Source organism: Granulicella aggregans (genome assembly GCF_025685565.1).
Taxonomy (GTDB): Bacteria; Acidobacteriota; Terriglobia; order Terriglobales; family Acidobacteriaceae; genus Edaphobacter; species Edaphobacter aggregans_B.
Map to the genome: position 1 here is coordinate 1,417,948 of NZ_JAGSYE010000001.1, position 18,804 is coordinate 1,436,751.

At 60.5% G+C, this 18,804-nt stretch carries 15 protein-coding genes; 11 read left to right on the forward strand and 4 right to left on the reverse strand.

The genetic code is table 11. The features are described 5' to 3' along the window. The first annotated feature begins 102 nt into the window (after positions 1-102). The 3 genes from OHL18_RS05705 (at position 103) to OHL18_RS05715 (ending at position 1,449) form a co-directional block, all read left to right on the forward strand. On the forward strand, positions 103-567 hold the full coding sequence (locus tag OHL18_RS05705) for a c-type cytochrome (protein WP_263373858.1): 465 nt from the start codon (positions 103-105) through the stop codon (positions 565-567). A gap of 228 nt (positions 568-795) precedes the next feature. Further along, on the forward strand, positions 796-1,050 hold the full coding sequence (locus OHL18_RS05710; RefSeq protein ID WP_263373859.1) for a GlsB/YeaQ/YmgE family stress response membrane protein: 255 nt from the start codon (positions 796-798) through the stop codon (positions 1,048-1,050). Positions 1,051-1,107: 57 nt separating this feature from the next. Then, positions 1,108-1,449 carry a CsbD family protein gene (locus OHL18_RS05715; protein ID WP_263373860.1) on the forward strand — a complete coding sequence of 114 codons (342 nt, stop codon included), beginning with the start codon at positions 1,108-1,110 and terminating at the stop codon, positions 1,447-1,449. A gap of 99 nt (positions 1,450-1,548) precedes the next feature. Here OHL18_RS05715 and OHL18_RS05720 read toward each other — a convergent pair whose 3' ends face one another. After that, positions 1,549-2,760, reverse strand: coding sequence for an MFS transporter (locus tag OHL18_RS05720; RefSeq protein WP_263373861.1), 1,212 nt, complete (start codon positions 2,758-2,760; stop codon positions 1,549-1,551). Between the two features lie 187 nt (positions 2,761-2,947). Continuing rightward, positions 2,948-3,856: a tetratricopeptide repeat protein gene (locus tag OHL18_RS05725; protein WP_263373862.1), complete on the reverse strand. Its 909-nt coding sequence runs from the start codon at positions 3,854-3,856 to the stop codon at positions 2,948-2,950. A gap of 498 nt (positions 3,857-4,354) precedes the next feature. On the opposite strand from OHL18_RS05725, the gene OHL18_RS05730 reads away from it, so the two are divergent. The 7 genes from OHL18_RS05730 to OHL18_RS05760 all read left to right on the forward strand — a co-directional run bounded on the left by OHL18_RS05730 (position 4,355) and on the right by OHL18_RS05760 (position 13,408). After that, entirely contained in the window at positions 4,355-7,204 is a 2,850-nt protein-coding gene (locus OHL18_RS05730) for a PSD1 and planctomycete cytochrome C domain-containing protein (protein WP_263373863.1), read from the forward strand. A gap of 15 nt (positions 7,205-7,219) precedes the next feature. Further along, a complete protein-coding gene (locus OHL18_RS05735; protein ID WP_263373864.1) occupies positions 7,220-8,584 on the forward strand; it encodes a DUF1501 domain-containing protein in 1,365 nt (454 codons plus the stop codon). A 111-nt stretch (positions 8,585-8,695) separates the two neighbouring features. Further along, positions 8,696-9,736, forward strand: coding sequence for an ABC transporter substrate-binding protein (locus tag OHL18_RS05740; RefSeq protein ID WP_263373865.1), 1,041 nt, complete (start codon positions 8,696-8,698; stop codon positions 9,734-9,736). Between the two features lie 8 nt (positions 9,737-9,744). Then, positions 9,745-11,121: an amidohydrolase family protein gene (locus OHL18_RS05745; RefSeq protein WP_263373866.1), complete on the forward strand. Its 1,377-nt coding sequence runs from the start codon at positions 9,745-9,747 to the stop codon at positions 11,119-11,121. A 3-nt stretch (positions 11,122-11,124) separates the two neighbouring features. After that, complete coding sequence (locus OHL18_RS05750; protein ID WP_263373867.1) at positions 11,125-11,889, forward strand: ABC transporter ATP-binding protein; 765 nt, start codon at positions 11,125-11,127, stop codon at positions 11,887-11,889. Further along, positions 11,886-12,650, forward strand: a complete 765-nt coding sequence (locus tag OHL18_RS05755; protein WP_263373868.1) for an ABC transporter permease — start codon at positions 11,886-11,888, stop codon at positions 12,648-12,650. The genes OHL18_RS05750 and OHL18_RS05755 overlap by 4 nt, the downstream gene beginning before the upstream one ends. After that, positions 12,650-13,408: an ABC transporter permease gene (locus tag OHL18_RS05760; RefSeq protein ID WP_263373869.1), complete on the forward strand. Its 759-nt coding sequence runs from the start codon at positions 12,650-12,652 to the stop codon at positions 13,406-13,408. The genes OHL18_RS05755 and OHL18_RS05760 overlap by 1 nt, the downstream gene beginning before the upstream one ends. Before the next feature lie 42 nt (positions 13,409-13,450). Here OHL18_RS05760 and OHL18_RS05765 read toward each other — a convergent pair whose 3' ends face one another. Beyond that, the gene (locus OHL18_RS05765; protein WP_263373870.1) at positions 13,451-14,044 is read right to left on the reverse strand and encodes an AAA family ATPase; all 594 of its coding nucleotides are present in this window, start codon (positions 14,042-14,044) and stop codon (positions 13,451-13,453) included. 96 nt (positions 14,045-14,140) lie between these two features. Continuing rightward, the gene (locus tag OHL18_RS05770; protein ID WP_263373871.1) at positions 14,141-15,067 is read right to left on the reverse strand and encodes a LysR substrate-binding domain-containing protein; all 927 of its coding nucleotides are present in this window, start codon (positions 15,065-15,067) and stop codon (positions 14,141-14,143) included. A 512-nt stretch (positions 15,068-15,579) separates the two neighbouring features. On the opposite strand from OHL18_RS05770, the gene OHL18_RS05775 reads away from it, so the two are divergent. Continuing rightward, complete coding sequence (locus OHL18_RS05775; RefSeq protein WP_263373872.1) at positions 15,580-18,759, forward strand: TonB-dependent receptor; 3,180 nt, start codon at positions 15,580-15,582, stop codon at positions 18,757-18,759. Positions 18,760-18,804 lie beyond the last annotated feature (45 nt).

Genomic DNA, 18,804 nt, shown 5'->3' on the forward strand with positions numbered 1-18,804 from the left:
CTCGCTCTTCCATTTGATGCCGCCCGCAATTGCACCGCAATAGAAACGGAGCTTTACAATCCGATGATGCGTCGTTCTGTACCGATGAAAACACTGGTTTGCTTGATTACTTTTATCGCGCTGCCGACTCTACTCGCAGGCTGTGCGGCTAAGCCGCCGTCAAAGGTCGAAACGAAGATCGCCATTTGGACCAAACACCACGTCACGGTCGGCGGCAAGAAAGACATTAATCCCATCAAGGCCTCGGAAGAGAGCATCGACGAAGGCAAGCAGGCATTTACCTCCTACTGTATGGTCTGCCACGGTCTCGACGGCCAGAACACCGGCGTGCCGTTCGCCACAACGATCTCCCCGCAAGTGCCTTCGCTGGCAAGCGACGAGGTCCAGTCCTACACTGACGGCCAGTTGCACTGGGTCATCAAGAACGGCATCTATCCCTCCGGCATGCCGCCCTCAAATGGCGACTTCTCAGAGAAGGAGATGTGGCAGATGGTCCTCTATATCCGGCACCTGCCTAAGGCCGGCAGCCTTGGCGATCCCGCTGTGTACGGTGGTGTACAGAAGTAGTCGCCGATCGGCAACATCGCTGCTTAGCCTGCCGATTTTGTTAGTCCACCATGCAACCGCAAAGTGTGGCTGCCACCTCTTATTATCTGCGGCGTGAGTTGCAGGTATCGATCCGTAGACCACTCCGGCAATCTCTTATCCATTCCCATCGAACGGCCATGCGGTAGACGTATCGCCGCGTCTGAACGAAGAATTTCAAATCCGCACCAAGAACGAGAAAGAGGAATTATGGTCATCATTTGGTGGATCATCGTAGGTCTGATCGCCGGCTTCATCACCGGCAAGCTCATGAAGGGAAGCGGCTTCGGGGCTCTCATGGACATCGTCGTCGGCATCGTCGGCGCAGTCATCGGCGGCTACATTATGCAGTCGCTGGGATATGCGGGCCAGGGCGGCCTGATCTACACGATCTGCGTAGCCGTGCTGGGCGCAGTCATTCTCACTCTGCTGATCCGGCTAGTCACGGGCAGACGCAATCTTTAGGCGATCTTCGAATCATGTTCCATGGTCCGTCTATCAAGCAGAAAATCGGGAGATCTCATGAATAAGTCAATCTATCTACTGGCTGGTGCTGCTGCAGGCGCTGCTGCCATCTATCTCTACTTCAACGCTCCATCGAACCCTCGCAGTTCCGCCCTGGATACTGCCTCAGACGCTATCGGAGACGCGACCGCAAAGGCCACAGCCTGGGGCGCGGGACAACGGGTCTCCGGCTCCGGCACGCAGGTTCTGGGCAAGGTGAAACAGAGTATCGGAGAGGCTACAGGAAACGATAAGCTGGCAAACGAAGGAGTCTTCGATCAGGCAAAGGGCATGGTCAAGGATGCAGCCGGACAAGCTGCTCATGCTGCCGTCAATGCCGTACGGGAACTCAATCGCTAATCTCCGTTAGGCAGTATTCCCTGTCATCAACCCTGGACGTAGAGAAGGCCCGCGCTTGATTGCGGTCCTTCTCTATTCTTGAGCAGACGACACGACGTTTCAGCCTTCCAGGCAGGCCTTCTCTATCTCCGTCCCGCCTTGGTTGTGGCAGTTCATCTCAGGAGTGCGGCGACCGGTAATGTGGCGAAGGGTAGCCAGCGCGATGAAGCCCATCGCCAGCCCGCAGACGCCGTTCCACTTCCAATGTGCCCATGCAACGGTCGCCAGGGCGGAACCAGCGGCAGCGCCACTGAAGTAGATCGTCATATAAACGGTGTTCAATCGGCTGCGAGCCGATGGGTCGAGACCGAAGATCCTCGTCTGGTTGGCGATCTGGATCATCTGCGCTCCCACGTCGAGGATGATGACGCCGACCGCCAGCGCGGCGATGTGTACGGCGAATGGAAGCTTCGCAGCTTCCGAACCCCACAGCAGAGCGTACGAACTAGCCAGCACCACAATTCCGATACTGATGACCCACCGCGGTCCGCGCTTATCTGCGAACTTGCCTGCCACCGGCGCTACAAGAGCACCCGCAGCGCCCACCAGTCCGAAGCTTCCGGCTATACCCGGCCCAAGGCCGTAGTGACTAAACAGCACGAAGGCAAGCGTAGTCCAAAAGCAACTGAAGGATGCAAAGATCAACGCGCCCAGCACGCTGGATTCGCGCAGCAGAGGCTGCGTTCGGAACAACGTCCACAGCGAACGCATCGCGTCGGGATAAGCGATAGTCAGCTTGGGCGGCAGCTTCGGCATAAACCGCCAGATCAGAGGAGCGAAGGCAGCATTCACGATCGCCGCGATGATAAAGACGCTGCGCCATCCGCCAAGATTGCTGACCCACCCGGAGAACGTCCGCGCCAGCAGGATACCGAGCAACAGACCGGTCATCACGATGCCGATGGCGCGACCGCGCTGCGCGTCGTCGACCAGGTCGGGTGCGATGGGCAGCACGATGTGCGTCACCGAGCAGAAGATGCCCAGAAGGGCGCTGCCAATAAGGAGCGTCGCCAGATTTGGGGCAACCGCGACCAACAGCAGCGCCCCGGCCACGGCGGCGTACATCCGTACGATCAGAGCCCGGCGTTCCAGCACATCTCCAAGCGGCACGAAGAAGAGAAGGCCGATTGCATATCCGACCTGCGTTGCCACCGAGACGAAACCGGTCCGACCAGCAGTCGTGTGGAAGGTCCGCGACATCTCGAGCAGCAGCGGCTGGTTGTAGTAAATCCCAGAGACGCCGACAGCGCATGCCAAACCCAGAAAGGGCAACGGGGCCTTTGGAAGCGGCCTATTTCCTGGAAAGGCAGGCGCGGAGTGCGGCGGTAATGTGGGGTGTACTTCGGTCGTATCCATTGAGAGCGTCGTTTTCGCCGCTAACTCAAGTCTAAGCCCTTTGCGTTGGATCGAAGAATTGGTCGGGCCAAGCCGCCCCTGTCATCAGTAGAAGGCCCACGCTCTATCCTGCGATAGGCACAGGCTGACCGCGACGGCTGACAATCGAGAGCCGCTCACTGCTGAGGATCTTTCGCGCCTGAATCTTGGCGTGGCTGGCCCACGGGCCGACAGGATCGAGCCGGGTGTACATCAACCAGTGTCGCAACGCACGCCGGCGCTCTCCCTGTCGCTCATAGGCGAGCGCCAGGTTGTAGTGCGCGTCGGCGTAGTGCGGCACCAGAGCAATGGCACGTTGATAGGAAGCGATCGCTTCATCCAACTGCAGCGTCTCGTCGAGCACGTTGCCCAGGTCGAAGAAGGCCAGCGCGTAGTCCGGGTCGGCGACTGTTGCGTTGCGATACAGCTCCTCAGCGCGGGCGAAGTCGCGGCGATTGTAGTGAATCGTGCCGAGATTGATCGACGCCGGTGCGTGGTCCGGGTTCATCTGCAGAATTTCGTTGTAGAGCAGCGCCGCTGCATCCAGCGTCGACGCGTCTTCCTCGAACTGCACCGCACGCAGAAACATCTCTTGCACCTCCACCGCTCGTTGCGAACGTGTGATCACGCCGCCGTTGGCAACCTGCAGAACCTCGGTGATGCTCTGGTCGAAGTCGAAGGAGAGCTGATGCGTGACCGGATCCAGAAGAGCTCCGGCATACCGGAAGGAGACGCGCGACCCGTGCCGCACTACGCTCGATTCCAGCAGAGGATTGACAACCCCGGACATGCGCTGCATCGCGGTGACGGACGCGCGAATCGTTCTCGAGGGCAATCGGGTAGCGCGCAGGTCGCGAAGCGTCCGTAACTGGCTCAGGTGGGCAAAGCTGTAAGTTTCGGTGGGAAGAACTAGCCCCGCCCGCTCCCATGCCGCAAGCTGGTGGTGATGCAGGTGCAGAATCCTCAAAACATCCTGACGGCTGTATCGGCTCACGTTGTGGTCTCGTCCTACCCGTCTCTCGCCCGCGTGTCTAGTGTGTTCTGTGATTCGCAACTCAGCTTCCCTACAAGCCTGAGTATCGATGGGAAGACCACGTCAATCAAGGGGATTTGCGTTGCTTCACCATGAAAACAGTGGATATCGCGTACCTAATTAGGTTCCCGTTCTTAATCCGGAAGTGAAGCTTCTTCAGATTGTGTTATCCGGCCGATTGAGCCGTCTGAAAACATGTTTCACCGTCTCGTGCGGCAACCGCTGTAATCACGCGAACGAATGAACCCATCGTGACAATTGATTGGACTTTGCCGGGGTAGTTTGTTCTCATTAACGCTTGAGCAGGTCTGCTTGATGTGCCTCGACGCGCGTCGGTCCGCTCGACAATCCACCCCACAATTTAGTCGTCTGCCGGCAAGGGTCGCCCTTCATCGCGGAGCCCAAACGCCCTGCCGTAGCAGACTTCTCAGCACAATCCAGAGGCAGAAAGACGTGTCCATGTACGTGAGACAACCTCATCGTGAAGTGAGAACCCAGCCGGAGATCTCTGCGCGCCATCGTGCCCGCGCGGCGGTATCGATCCTGGCTGTGTCCCTCGCGGCGACGTCTCCCTTGGCCATCGCGCAGTCCGTGAAGCCCTCAACCGCCGAGAGCTTCCAGCAGAACGTAAAGCCCATCATCGACCGCAACTGCGCAGGCTGCCATGTTCTGGGCGGACACAGCGGACAGCTTCGCCTCGATTCTCTTGCCGATGTAATGAAGGGCGGCGAGGACGGTGCGATCGTCGTCTTCGGCAAGCCCGAGAAGAGCCTGCTGACCAAGACCATCCACTACGAAGATCCCGACATGCAGATGCCGCCCAAGGGCAAGCTCTCCGCGGCGGACATCGCGACCATCGACAAGTGGATCGCCGAGAGCGCGGAGCCTCTGCCGGGCGAGTTGAAGGGCAACCCCGTACCTCCCGTCGTTGCACTTGCACCTGCACCTGCCACTGTAGCGCCGGTCGCCAGCGCTTCCGCTCCAACGGCGTCGGCGAAAGCTACGCCAGTGGCCTTGAATGCCAGTTCTCCGCTGGTGACCGCCGAGCAGGAACAGTTCTTCGAGACCAAGGTCCGCCCGGTGCTGGTGAACAACTGCTTTAGCTGCCATGCCAGCGCGGCGAAGGCCGGCCTACGCCTCGACTCGCGCGAGGCTGTGCTCGCCGGAGGCAAGAGCGGCGACATCGTAGTCCCCGGCCATCCCGAGCAGAGCACGCTCTCAACCGCAGTCCACTACAGCGACCCAAAGCTGCAGATGCCGCCGCGCAAAGCGCTCAAGCCCGACGAGGTTGCGGCAATCGATCGCTGGATCGCCGACGGCCTGCCCTGGCCCAAGGGATCGTCCACGCCCGCAGTGAAGATCGTCTCCGCCGCACAGCGAGACTTCTGGGCTTTCAAGCCACCCTTGGCACCCGCCGTTCCTGATGTGAAGAGCGCATGGGCAAAGAACGATATCGACCGCTTCGTACTGGTGAAGCTCGACGAGAAGCACCTGAAGCCCGTCGCCGATGCCGACAAGCACACGCTCATTCGTCGCGTGACCTACGACCTGACCGGCCTGCCGCCCACCCCAGCCGAAGTCTCCGCTTTCATCTCAGACCGTTCGCCACTGGCCTATGAGCACCTCGTTGATCGCCTTCTCGCTTCGAAGGCCTATGGCGAGCGCTGGGGCCGCATCTGGCTCGATGTCGTCCGCTACGCCGACACCTCGGGCGGTGGCGGCGACTATCCCATCGCACAGGCCTCGAAGTATCGTGACTACGTCATCCAGTCCTTCAACGAGGACAAACCCTACGATCGCTTCATCAAGGAACAGATCGCCGGCGACCTTCTTCCGTCGAACTCCGAGCCGGAACACTGGTCGAACATCGTCGCGACGGGCTATCTCGCGAACGCCTCCCGCTACGATGGCGCTTACCTGAACGACGCGGTCGACAACATCGGCTATGCCTTCATGGGCATGACCGTCGCCTGTGCCCGCTGCCACGACCACAAGTTCGACCCCGTCCCGACCTCGGACTACTACGCGATCTACGGCATCCTTCAGAGCACAAGCTTCCCCGACCCCGGCGACGATGTATCGCGCCGTCAGATCGGATTCGTCTATCGCGATCCCAAGTCCGCCGACCGCCAGGACATCAAGGACTTCAACGCGCAGTTGAAGCCCATCGCCGGAGCGATCAACGCGGTCTTCGCGCTGCCCGGAACGTATGACGACATCCTTCCGCAGCTCGAAGCGCGCCGCATGAACCTGTATGCGCATGCGCCGGAGTTCCCGGAGAACGCCTACGCCGTCACTGAAGGGCAGCCAAGGCAGGCGCAGATTCAGCTCCACGGTGATCCGACGAATCTTGGCGAAGAAGTTCCGCGCGGCTTCCTGCAGGTGCTCGGCGGCGGTACTCTTCCCGCAGATACGAAGGGCAGTGGCCGCCTGCAACTCGCCGACTGGATCGCCAGCAAAGACAACCCACTCACCGCCCGCGTCCTCGTCAATCGCCTGTGGCAGGGGCACTTTGGCCGTGGCATCGTGCCCACGCCCAACAACTTCGGCACGCGCGGTGTCGCGCCCAGCAACCAGGCGCTGCTCGACTACCTCGCGACAGAGTTCATCGCGAAAGGCTGGTCGATCAAGACGATTCAGCGCGAGATTCTGCTCTCGCACGCCTATCGTCTCTCCACTGCCGACTCAGCTGCGAACGACGAGATCGATCCCGACAACGCGCTGATCTGGCGGCACTCCCGTGTCCGTCTCGACGCGGAAGAGATTCGCGACTCCATGCTCGCCGACGCGAAGCTGCTGGATCTAACGCCCGCAAAGCCGCATCCCTTCCCCCCGCAATCGCAGTGGAACTGGGAGGAGCAGAACCCCTTCGCGCCCGACGTGACCAAGTACGAAAACGACCATCGCACCGTGTACATGATGGTGCAGCGCAGCGTGAAGCACCCGTACCTGACGCTCTTCGACGGTGCAGATCCCAACGCCAGCACCGAGCAGCGCACCAGCAGCCTCACTCCGCTACAGGCGCTCTACTTCATGAACGCCAGCTTCCCCCGGCGCTGCTCCGACAATCTTGCCACGCAGTGGACTGAAGCGAAGGTCGCCGATCCGAAGATGATCGAAGAAGCCTTCATGACCATCTATGGCCGCCCCGCGCAGAGGGTCGAGCTCGACCGCTCCGAAGAGTTCCTGAAACGCGCAACCGCTCTCTACATCTCGCGCTCCGATACGCCCGACATCGCGCACAAGAAGGCTGTCTCCAACTTCGTTCAGGCGATGTTCTCCACCAACGAATTCATGTTCATCGAGTAAGAAGGGACCATCACTATGTCCACACGCAGACGCTTCATTCAATCGCTGGCCAGCGCATCGATGCTCCTCCCTGGCATGATGCACGAGATGCTCGCCGAGACCGCCGCCCCCGCGCAGCCTGTCGATCCGCTCGCGCCCAAGGCTCCGATGTTCCCGGCCAAAGCCAAGCGCGTCATCTTTCTCTACATGAGCGGCGGCGTCTCGCACGTCGACACCTTCGACCCCAAGCCCCTGCTCACACGCGACCACGGCAAGGAGTACAACGGTGAGTTCCTCCACGCCTCGAAGTACAAGTTCAGCCGCTACGCAAAATGCGACACCGAGGTCAGCGAGCTCTTCCCCAACGTCGGCGCGATGATGGACGACATCTGCGTCATCCGCTCGATGAAGTGCGATATTCCGAATCACTCGCAGGCGGTCATGCAGATCCACGGCGGTTCCGCCGTCGAGGCTCGTCCGAGCATCGGCTCCTGGGTCAGCTATGGTCTCGGTACTTACGATAAGGAGCTGCCCTCCTACATGGTGCTCGCGCCCGAGGTTCCCTACGGCGGCGCAACCTGTTGGGACTCATCGTTCTTACCCGCGTGCCATCAGGGGATTCGCGTCGTTCCAGGACAGGAGGCCATCCCCAACATGACGCGGAAGGCCTCGCTTGAAGTGCAGGACCTCGACCTCGGCCTCATCGAGTTCTTCAATCGCCGCAACCTCGCCGAGCACGATGCCGACAAGACCCTCGCCGCCCGCATCAAGACCTTCGAGACCGCCTACGGCATGCAGAAGGAGGCTCCCGATGTTTTCGACATCACCAAAGAGTCCGACGCGACGCTCGCCATGTACGGCATTACGCGTGACACCAGGAAGGGCTTCGGCTGGCAGTGCCTGATGGCGCGCCGCCTCGCGGAGCGCGGCGTCCGCTTCGTCGAACTCATCGACACCGGCTCCGACAAATACACCAACTGGGACGCGCACCTCGACATCAAGATGCACGCGACCTCCGCGAAGAAGGTCGACAAGGCCATCGCCGGTCTGCTGCAAGATTTGAAGTCTCGCGGCATGCTCGAAGACACGCTCGTCGTCTGGACGACCGAGTTTGGCCGAGCTCCGGGCGATAGCGCTCCCAACGAAGCGGGCCGCACGCACCAATCTTCGGTCTACTCTTCGTGGCTCGCGGGCGCTGGCATCAAGGGCGGCATCACCTATGGCGAGTCCGACGACTATGGCTACAAGGTCGCAAAGAACGAGTGCGACATCCACGACTTCCAGGCCACCATCCTGAATCAGCTCGGCATGGACCACAAGAAGCTCACGTATCGCCACGCTGGCCGCGACTACCGCCTCACCGACGTCTCCGGCCGCGTCATCCGCGATATTCTGGCGTAGACCGATCCCATTGGGTGTCGCAGCGTCTTCCTTTTGTTGTCATTCCCGAAGGGAATCTGCTGTTGTGGCTGCACACACCTTCAGGTGATTCCCCAGCTTTACAGGAACCAAGTGCAAAGAGCAGACCAATCAGATGCATGGAGCCGGCGCAGATTTATAAGCAGCGGCATAGCGACCGCCGCCGCAGCTCCGTGGCTCTCTGGCTGCCGCTCGGTTGCCAGCAAAGACCTCATCGTCGCCCTCGGCTGGGTCCCGAACGTCGAATACGCCGATCTCTTCGTCGCCGAATCGCGCGGCTACTTCAAGCAGGAGCACTGCCCGCTGAAGATCTGGCCCGGTGGCCCAAACGCACCGCAGCCCGTCATCGAGGTCGCCGCTGGCCTCGCCCACATGGGCGATGCCGAGTGGCTCCCGCTGCTCGATGCGATTCTTCGCGGCAACGACTTCGTCATCATCGGCTCCATCTTTCCTGTCCATCCCGGCGGCCTGATGACGCTGGCGAAGCGGCCGATCCTCAAGCCCGCGGACCTTCCCGGCTCGCGTTTCCTTGTGCAGGGCCCGAGCGAACGCACCACCATCGAATGTACCTTCAAGCTGAACCACTTCGCGCCGGACTACCAGCTAATCCCCGTCGGCTTCTCCCCGGAAGCGCTGCTGAATGGCGCTGGCGATGCCTACTACTGTTTCATCACCAACCAGCCCATCGTCTTCGAGAACATGGGCATGAAACTCGGTACAGACTTCTTCGTCACGCGGCTCGATCAACTCGGCTATAAAGTTCCTTCGACGTTGCTCTTCGCACAGCGAGAGACCATCGAGCGCCGCCGCAAAGATATAGTCGGCTTTCTTCGCGCACGCCTCCGCGGCAAGATGGACAACGACAAAGATCCTGCCTACGCTGCGAACCTCACGGTCGACCGCTACGGCGCGGACCTCGGTCTCAACTACGACCACGAACTCCGCACCAACGTGCTGCAGCTGCCGCTCTACCAAACGCCCGGATCACGCGGCCCTTACTGGATATCAAACGAAGATCTCGAAAAAAATATGTACAGCGCGGCGCTGGTCACCGGTCGCACCAATCTGCCCGATCCAGCACGGATCATGGACATGAGTTTGTTGGAAGAGGCCTACCAGAGCCTAGGAATTTAGGAGAAGACGTGGAGCAACCGCAGCAGATAGACCTCTTGATCCATGGCGCGTACGTAGTCGCGTTCGACGAGGCGGGCACCGAAGTGAAGGATGCTGCGATCGCCATCGAGGGCGACAGCATTGTCTGGGTTGGCCCTGCCAGCGAAGCCGCGTCACGCTTCATCGCGAAAGACAAGCTCGACGCCTCAGGTCTCATCGCCATGCCAGGCTTCGTCGACGGCCACCTGCACACAGCGCAGCAGTTCCTGCACGGCAAACTCGCGGCCATCCGCCGCCGTGGCCAATTGAAGGAACCCGGATGGTCAAACTACCTTGTCCCCTTTGAGGCCTGTCTTGAGCCCGAGGACATCTACTGTAGCGGCCTCGCGGCCTACGCTTCGATGATCTCGAGCGGCACCACCTGCTTCCTCGAAGCCGGCGGCCCGCATCCAGATGAGATGGGCCGCGCCGCCAACGAGATCGGCATCCGAGGCCGCATCGCTCTCTCGACCATGGACTGCGACGAGAGCATCCCTGCTGGCTCGCGCTTCACCACCGACGAAGCCCTGAAGCAGAACGAAGCGTTGGTGAAACGCTGGCAGCATCATCCGCGCGTGAATGCATGGCTCTCGCTGCGGCAGATCATGGTCAACACCACGCCGCTCACTCAGGGCATGAGCGCGCTGGCGAAGCAGCTCGACACGCCCATCCATACGCACCTTGGCGAAGGCTGCTATGAAGTGGACTACTCCGTAGCTAAGTGGGGTCTGCGACCCGCCGAGTACATGGAGAGCATCGGCGCACTCGACGCGAATATCCACGCTGCGCACTCCGTGCTGCTCAGCCTGAAGGAACTCGACCTCTACCAGCATCGCAACGTCTCCGCCTGCCACTGTCCCTTCAACAACTACAGCATGGGCGTGCCGCGCGTGCTGGAGATGCTGCATCGCGGCATCCGGCTGGCACTGGGCAACGATGGTGCCGCAACCCGCGGTAGCCTCGATATGTTTGAGATAGTCCATGCAGCAACAGTAGGTCAACAGGCGGTCGGAGGCACGCCGTACCACATCGAAGCCCCCATCACGCATGAGCAGATGCTAGCGGCTGCGCTGCGTGGGGGCTCGCAGGCCGCCCGTTTGCCGGACAAGATTGGCTCGCTTGAGGTAGGCAAGCTCGCTGACCTGATCCTCGTCGAGAGCGACAGCTTTGCCCAGTTTCCCAACCACGACCCGCGCATCACGCTTGCCGAGAGCACCGTCGGCCCCAACGTTCGCACGGTTATCATCGACGGCCGCATCGTCATGAAAGACCGCGTGTTGCTCACTGTCGACCTCACTGCAATGAAGGAGAAGGTTGCCTCGCGTTACTCGAACATCATGGAACGCTACGATAAGGCCATCGCGTAAACCATGGCCGCTATTGAGATCAGCAACGTCAGCAAGTCGTATGCTCTGAATCGCAAGGCCTCGGTGACTGCGCTTCAGGGAGTCGATCTCTCCGTCGCACAAGGAGAGTTCGTCGCGCTCATCGGTCCGTCGGGCTGCGGCAAGAGCACACTGCTCCATCTCGTCGCCGCTCTCGAGGACGTCTCTACGGGGGCTATCTCGATCGACGGCGAACCGCCCGCGGCGTTGCGCGATCAACATCGCTTGGGTATTGCCTTCCAGGATCACGCGCTGCTGCCGTGGCTCTCCATCGAGAGTAACCTCGCCCTGCCTTACAAAATTGCCGGCGTCACAGTAGACAAGTCGCGCATCAAGCACCTCATCGAGCTCGTCGGCCTAATTGGCTTTGAACACGCCCGCCCATCCCAGCTATCGGGTGGCATGCGGCAACGGGCTGCAATTGCGCGCTCGCTGTGCCTCGACCCCGCGCTGCTGTTGCTCGATGAACCCTTCGGCGCACTCGATGCCGTCACACGCATGCGCATGAATGTTGAGCTGCAACGCATCTGGCTGGAGCGCAAGCCGACGACACTGTTGGTCACGCACTCGGTTGAAGAGGCGATCTTCCTTGCGGATCGTGTGATCGTTCTCGGCGGCCGACCCGGCACCATCGTCGAGAGGATCGACGTCCCATTCCCGCGCCCGCGCCCCGTCGAGCTCATGCGCTCCGAAGAGTTTCATAGGCTCACCGACTACCTTACGGTCCTTCTGGAGCCATCGCTCAAATGAAGGGACATCGTGAGAGGACAAGCGGCAGACAAATCGCTCTGATCGTCGCCGTGCAGCTGTGCCTGCTCGCCGCGTGGGAATTGCTCGCACGCTCCGGCGCGCTCGGCCTTTCGGTCCCGGCGCTAAGCAAGATCGCGCAGGTCTTCATGCAGCCAAGGTTTGCTGCGCTGCTCTACAAGTCGGCTATGGCAACGGGCAAGTCCGCTCTTACCGGTCTGCTGGTCGGCATCGTTGTCGGAATTGTAACCGCGCTGGTTGCACATCTTTTGACACCGCTGCGCCCCGGCCTCGACCGGCTCGCTGTCACGATCAATGCCATCCCCGCAGTAGCTCTCGGCCCGATCTTCATCCTGATGGTCAGCCGCGAGCTGACGCCCGCGCTACTCGCGACCATCCCCGTATCCTTTCTCATCTACATTGCTGTTAGCTCCGGCCTGCGGACGGCCTCGACTAGCCTGGGCAGGATGATGACCACCTTCGGCGCGGGCAAACTGAAGCGGCTCTTCTATCTTGAGATACCTTCTGCTCTGCCATCGTTTCTCGGCGGGGTGAAAGTGTCCATGACCGCAGCGATGATCGGTGCGATTGTCGGCGAGTGGTTCGGAGCGCCGACGGGCCTTGGCATCGTTATCCTGAACACCATGCAGAACTTCGAGATTCCACTGATGTGGGCGGCTGTCCTGTTGGTCGCGGGGCTCGCGCTCTCCGGTTATAGCATCGCGCATCTACTCGAACGCTTCGTCGCGCGGAGGTTCGCGTGATGGGCCGCATAATCCGTGTCGCAATCAGGATCTTCGAGCACGCGTGGGGACTCATCGCCATCTTTGCCTTTTGGCAGATATGGGTCATGGCGAATCACTACAACAGCATCGTGATCGTCTCGCCGTTATCTGTCCTGCGCGATATGGTGCTGAACCCGATGATCTATCTGCGGCCCTCGCTATGGACGCTTGCATTCGGTCTCGGCGGTCTCACAGCAGGCATGTCTATCGGGTTGCTGCTCGCAGTCACAGCATGGCGCTGGCGGCTCTTTGCTGGCACCATAGGCCCAGCGGCACTACTCATCAGCTCTACGCCGGTGGTCTGCCTCATCCCGCTGCTCGCTCGCATCTTCGGTTACGAGAGCCGCACGGAGTTCGTCACCGTCACCGTGATGTCGTTCTTCCCATGCTTCGTCTTCGCCACCGCTGGCCTGCGCGCTCTTCCACCCATGTCGCGTGAACTCTTCCAGGTTCTCGCCGCCTCACGCAGCCGGCAGCTTCTCTCACTTGCTCTGCCAGCGGCCGTGCCTAGCCTGGCCGTTGCTCTGCGCGTGGGGGCTGCGACCAGCGTGCTGGTGACGATGGTCGCCGAGTATCTTATGCAGACGGGCGGCCTGGGCAACATGTTCGCGCTCACCAGCCAGGCCTTCCAGACAGAACGTGCATGGGGAGCAAGCCTTGCCGCGATGGCGCTCTCTGCGATCCTCTACACGATCGGCGGAGCGGTCGAAATTAGGGTCCACGAACGTTACAAATAAGGCTGCGCGAGCCGTGATAGATGGAGCGCGCAGCCAGTGCCGCTATTCCTTCGGCGTATCTTCTTTTTTCTTGCCAAGATAAAGTTCATCGAGATACTTGCCCCAAGGCGTCTGCTCTTCCGAGAGCTTGTTGCGAAGCTTCGCCCCATCCAGCCACCAGTGCTTCACATCGCGTCCCATCTCTGCGCCGCGCCGCGTGTGCAGGTCGACCATGAAGTCTTCAACGACCACCTTGCGTTCGCCATTCGCCGTCGCGAACTGCGCCCAGCATGCAAGCTCCATTGAGGTGTTGTCCTTCTTCGCCGTCGCCAGCAGGCGCACTGCATGGACGGAGTACATCCAGCGATCGCCGCGATCGGCCATGCGCAGACGCTGCTGATTCAAAGACTCAAGGATCACCGGTGCCTCGATCAAGCCAAAGCCAACATCTTCCGTGGCGATGATCTCAAGCCTGCGCCAGAGCACCTCTTCGGCTTCGGGGCCGCTCGAGAAGAACTCATACGCGGCAAGTACCGCCTCTTCAATCAGGCCGCGGCGAATCGACTTCTGCAGCACGGAGCGCAGCTCATCGAAAGGGAAGCCGTTGACCGACGTGGCGCGGCTCCAGACATCCTGACTCTGGTAGTTCTGGGACATGATCTTCCTCACTGGGTTTCCAGCTTGGTCGTCTGAGGAGGTTCAGACCTCGATGCCGGAAGGGTTCGCCTTAAAGATTACGCGACATCGGGAAGCTTACGCGACTTCCAGCGCCGAGTGACGCTTCCCAATCGCGCACGAGATAGAGATGATCGACCGGATCACCGGCGAAGGCTCGCCCGCACGGGTCGCCACACCAAGTTCAGAGAGTGCGGGCTCAGCACTGCCAACGATCGGCTTCACGACGATGGAATCATTCGGCAGCGAGAGCACCATGCGTGGAATGATCGCGATGCCCACGCCCGTCGCAACCAGCGTTGCGGCAAGATACATCTCATCGATCTGTTGCGCCACAACCGGTTGAAAGCCGGCCTCGCGGCAGAGTTCGAGAAAGTGGTCGTGAAATCCAGGTGCCCACTTGCGCTCGTAGAGGATGAACCGTTCTTCCCGCAGATCTTCCATCCGTACGTGCGGGCGTGCGGCCAGTCGATGGCCTCGCGGCAGGCAGACGACGAGCGGCTCATGGTGGACCGGAGTGATACGCAACCCTTTCGCTTCAACCGGCAGGCGGACGTAGCCAATGTCGATGTTGTCTTCTTCAAGCGCCGCGATGGTCAGGCTTGTGTGCAACGAGAACAGGTCAAGCTTGATCCCCGGATGTTGCTTATGGAACTCGATCATGATCTTCGGCATGATCTCTTTCAGCACCGACGGAGGAAAGCCGATGCGGACGCGACCGGTCTCGCCGCGGGCCACGCGTTGCGTCGCAAGGATGGCGTCGTTGGCGCTCTCAAGCGTCGCGCGGGCGCCGGTAAGGAATGTCTCCCCGGCTGGAGTCAATCGCACTGACCGCCGGTTGCGGTCCAGCAACTGGACGCCAAGCTCCTCCTCCAGCCGCTGGATCTGGGCTGTGACGGCAGGCTGCGAGAGGTGAAGGTGCTCGGCTGCGTGTACGAAGCTCTTCCTCTCGGCAACCGCGATAAACGAGGTGAGGTGCCGGAGTTCCAGTGGAGTGAACCTCAATAAATTTTTCTTGCGATAACCCAACGTTAATCCGTTGGTAACTGCATGTCAATCGGGTTTTCGCCAGCCAGGACAAGGGTTTCGAAGATGCCAGCCCGATCCCGACCACGTCGGACGCTCCAAAAGTGATTACGGCATCACGATAATCGATTAGACGCGCGAGGACGGCCCGTGCTCAAATAAAGCATCTTCCAGATAATTTATCGCTCTGAGCCCTTCATGGGTTCCAGGCGAAACCCAGGTTTGCCAGTCGCGCTGAAGTGAGGGACCGAGCCGTCCTGAACTCATCGCCGACCGCAGAGGCAGCAGCGCTTCTCACCTCCCTGGTCTTGGTTCTCAGTCCAGTTTGCGACGCCATGGCGCGTCGCCTGATCTCCATTTCGTTACGGGCCCACGCAAAGGCCCTTGCAATCGTTTACCGAGTTTCAACTTCCACAGGTCGTCGTCACTTTCTTCGCGAGGTCACTATGTCAGGCAAGACTCTTCGTCGTTCTCCTCATTCATCGAGCACCGTGCAACGTGCCACCAGGACGCTTCTTCGCGCCGGCCTTCTGGCTGGCTCCGTCTTCGCGTTCAATCTCGCCGCCATCAACCTTGAGCCCGTCGCGTTCGCGCAATCGCTCGCAGGTCTGGGAGCGCTGAACGGAACGGTCACTGATGCGGCGGGCGCGGTTGTCCCCAAAGCGTCGGTGGTCGTGACAAACGCCAAGATCGGACTGAAGCGCGAGATCGTCGCCAGCTCCGATGGAAACTTCGAAGCGTCTTCGCTCCCCCCTGAAGATGGCTACAAGGTCACCGTCACCGTGCCGGGATTCGCCACCTACGAAGCGACTAAGATCAGCGTTCACGTCGGCGAGACCACGGGAGTTGCGATTAAGCTGACCATCTCCCAGGCAACTGAGACCGTAACCGTTGATGCCTCCATCTCCGAGCTCGACACCACCCGCTCTGGCGTATCCGCGCTCGTCGACCAGAAAGAGATCAACGAACTCCCAATCAATGGCCGCCGCGTGGACCAGTTCGTTCTCCTCACGCCCGGTGTCACCACCGACGGCGCCGGCGGCGAGGTCACCTTCCGCGGCGTTCCCGGCAACAACATCTTCCTTCAGGACGGTATCGACGTCACCCAGCAGTGGGGACAGGATGACGCCGGCAGCACCAGCGCCTTTTCACCCTTGAGCCAGGACGCAGTCCAGGAGTTCCAGGTACAGACCTCAGGCTATAGCGCCGAGTTCGGCCACGCCGCTGGGGGTATCGTCAACACCCTCACCAAGAGCGGCACCAACAACTTCCACGGCTCGGCGTTCGAGTTCTTCAAGAACCGCACCCTGAATGCGACCGACCCCTACTCGCTGGGCCTCACCGGGCAGCTCTTCAATCCGCCCAACTGGCGGCATCAGGTTGGCGGTAGCGTCGGCGGTCCCATTATCAAGGACAAGCTCTTCTTCTTCGCCAACACCGAGATCACGCGCGAGAGCCGTCCGCTGGTCTCGTCCACCACCGGCAGCGAGCTGAACTCTGTTGGGGCCTTTAACAATAACAACAACAAGGCGACGGGCTGCGACACGAACCCTACGAACGACCCAACCGACACCGACTTCGCCACTCCCGCCCAGTGCGCCGCGGCCCAGGCATACATCCAGAAGACCTTCGCCACGCTTCCGCGCAAGCTGAACGAGAACATCGGCTTCCTGAAGCTTGACTATCGCCCCACTGAGAAGGACAGCTTCAGCGCCAACTTCAACCTGATGCAGTTCGCCTCTCCCAACGGCACGGTCAGCGCATCGGCGCTGGGTGATGGCAGTGGCTATTATCCCAACGGCAACCAGATCGACCTCACCCGCTGGGCGCGGTTCTCGGAGACGCATGTGGTCTCCAGTAGCGCCCTCAATGAATTCCGCTTCGGCTGGTTCAAGGACACCCGCAAACAGTCCCTGAACCCGGCGCTGGCCCCGGCAGATGGCCTTGCATCCGGTCTCACCGCCGGCGACCTCGCAAATCTTGGTGAGTCGGTCAACATTCCGAACTCGCAGCCGTCGGAAGACCGCTTCCTCTTCGTCGACAGCTTCTCGAAGACCATCCAGAAGCACCAGTTGAAGTTCGGTGTAGAGACCAACTATCTGCGCGACGTGGAAGACGCTCTCTTCTTCGCGCGGGGCGAGTTCTTCTATGGCACCGTCACCGATTGGGCACAGGACCTGACGCCCAGCGCAACCGATCCCAGCGCGGGCCAGCACTACTACGGTTTCCTTCAGGGATTCGGTCCTTTGCTCACCCGCGCCATCGTTCGCGACTACAACTTCTATGGTCAGGACCAGTACAAGCTGAGCGCCAAGCTCACGCTGAATCTCGGTCTGCGTTATGAGTTCAACCGGTTCACGCAGCCACCCGAGAATCCGGACTATCCGCAGACGGCCAAGCTCAACCAGCCGAAGGACAACTTCGCGCCACGCCTGGGTTTCGCCTACTCGATGAACAACGGCGCGACGGTCGTCCGCGGCGGATACGGCATCTCTTACGCGCGCCTGCCCTCCGCAAGCGTCATCCGGCTTCAGCAGCGTAATGGAGTCATCCAGCAGACGATCTTCTTTGTGCCGGGCGAGACAGGCGCACCGAAGTTCCCCAACTACGATCTATCGAGCAGCGCCACCTCCCAGACGAATGTCACCTATGCTGATCCCAACCTGAAGACGCCTTACACGGAGCAGGCCGACTTTACGGTGGAGCAGAAACTCGACGCCAAGACCACGCTCTCGGCTTCGTATCTCTGGAACACTGGGCAGGACTTCCTTACTCGCAAGGATGACAACCTGGTGGCACCCACCCAGACCTACACCTACGAGATCCTCGACGCCAACGGAAACCAGACCGGGAGCTACACCACTCCTATCTATACGGCCACGCACGACCCGAAGTACGCCGTGCTCAACCACATCTACAACGGCGGCAAGCTGTACTACGACGGCCTGGCCGTGACGCTGACTCGCCGCCAGTCGAAGAACACGACCTTTGATCTCGCCTACACCTGGTCTCATGCCATCGACCTCGGTCTGGGCAACGGAGCGGACAACATCTACTACACCGACCCGCCGCTGTCGGTGTTGAACGGACTTCCGCGCACCGAAAAGGGGCGTTCGCCTCTTGACCAGCGCCATCGTCTTGTGGCCAGTGGAGTGATCGCCGCACCGCAAAGGAGCTATGGATCTACGCTTCTCAATCAGTCCCTCAACGGCTGGCAGCTCTCCGGCATTGAGACCTATGCCTCGCAGCAGGGAGTGGATCCCTACTACGAAGTCACCCAGCTCCCCTCGGGCGCCTTCACCGAACCCAACGGAAACAACACTCTAAGCGGTGACGGAATCGGATTCGCCTCCTACCAGCGGGTGCCCTTTCAGCCGCGCAGCGGTCTGCCGTTGGGAACGACGATCCGCACCGATGCGCGTTTGACCAAGGAGTTCAAACTTCCTCGCGAAGAGAGCCTCACGCTGAACTTCGAGGGTTTCAACGTCTTCAACTACATCACCATCACCTCGGTGCGCGAGGTGACTTACAACGCGGTCACCCTGGACGCGGCGAATACCATTGGAGCGCTCAAGCCTGTTCCGGGCGCTGGAATCGGAAATGCCTCGCAGGGCTTCCCCGACGGCACCAACGCTCGTCGCGGACAGGTCTCCGTCCGCTATACCTTCTAACTGCAACCCTCGGTTCTCTCATCAGCAAGCCCCGCAGATCACAAG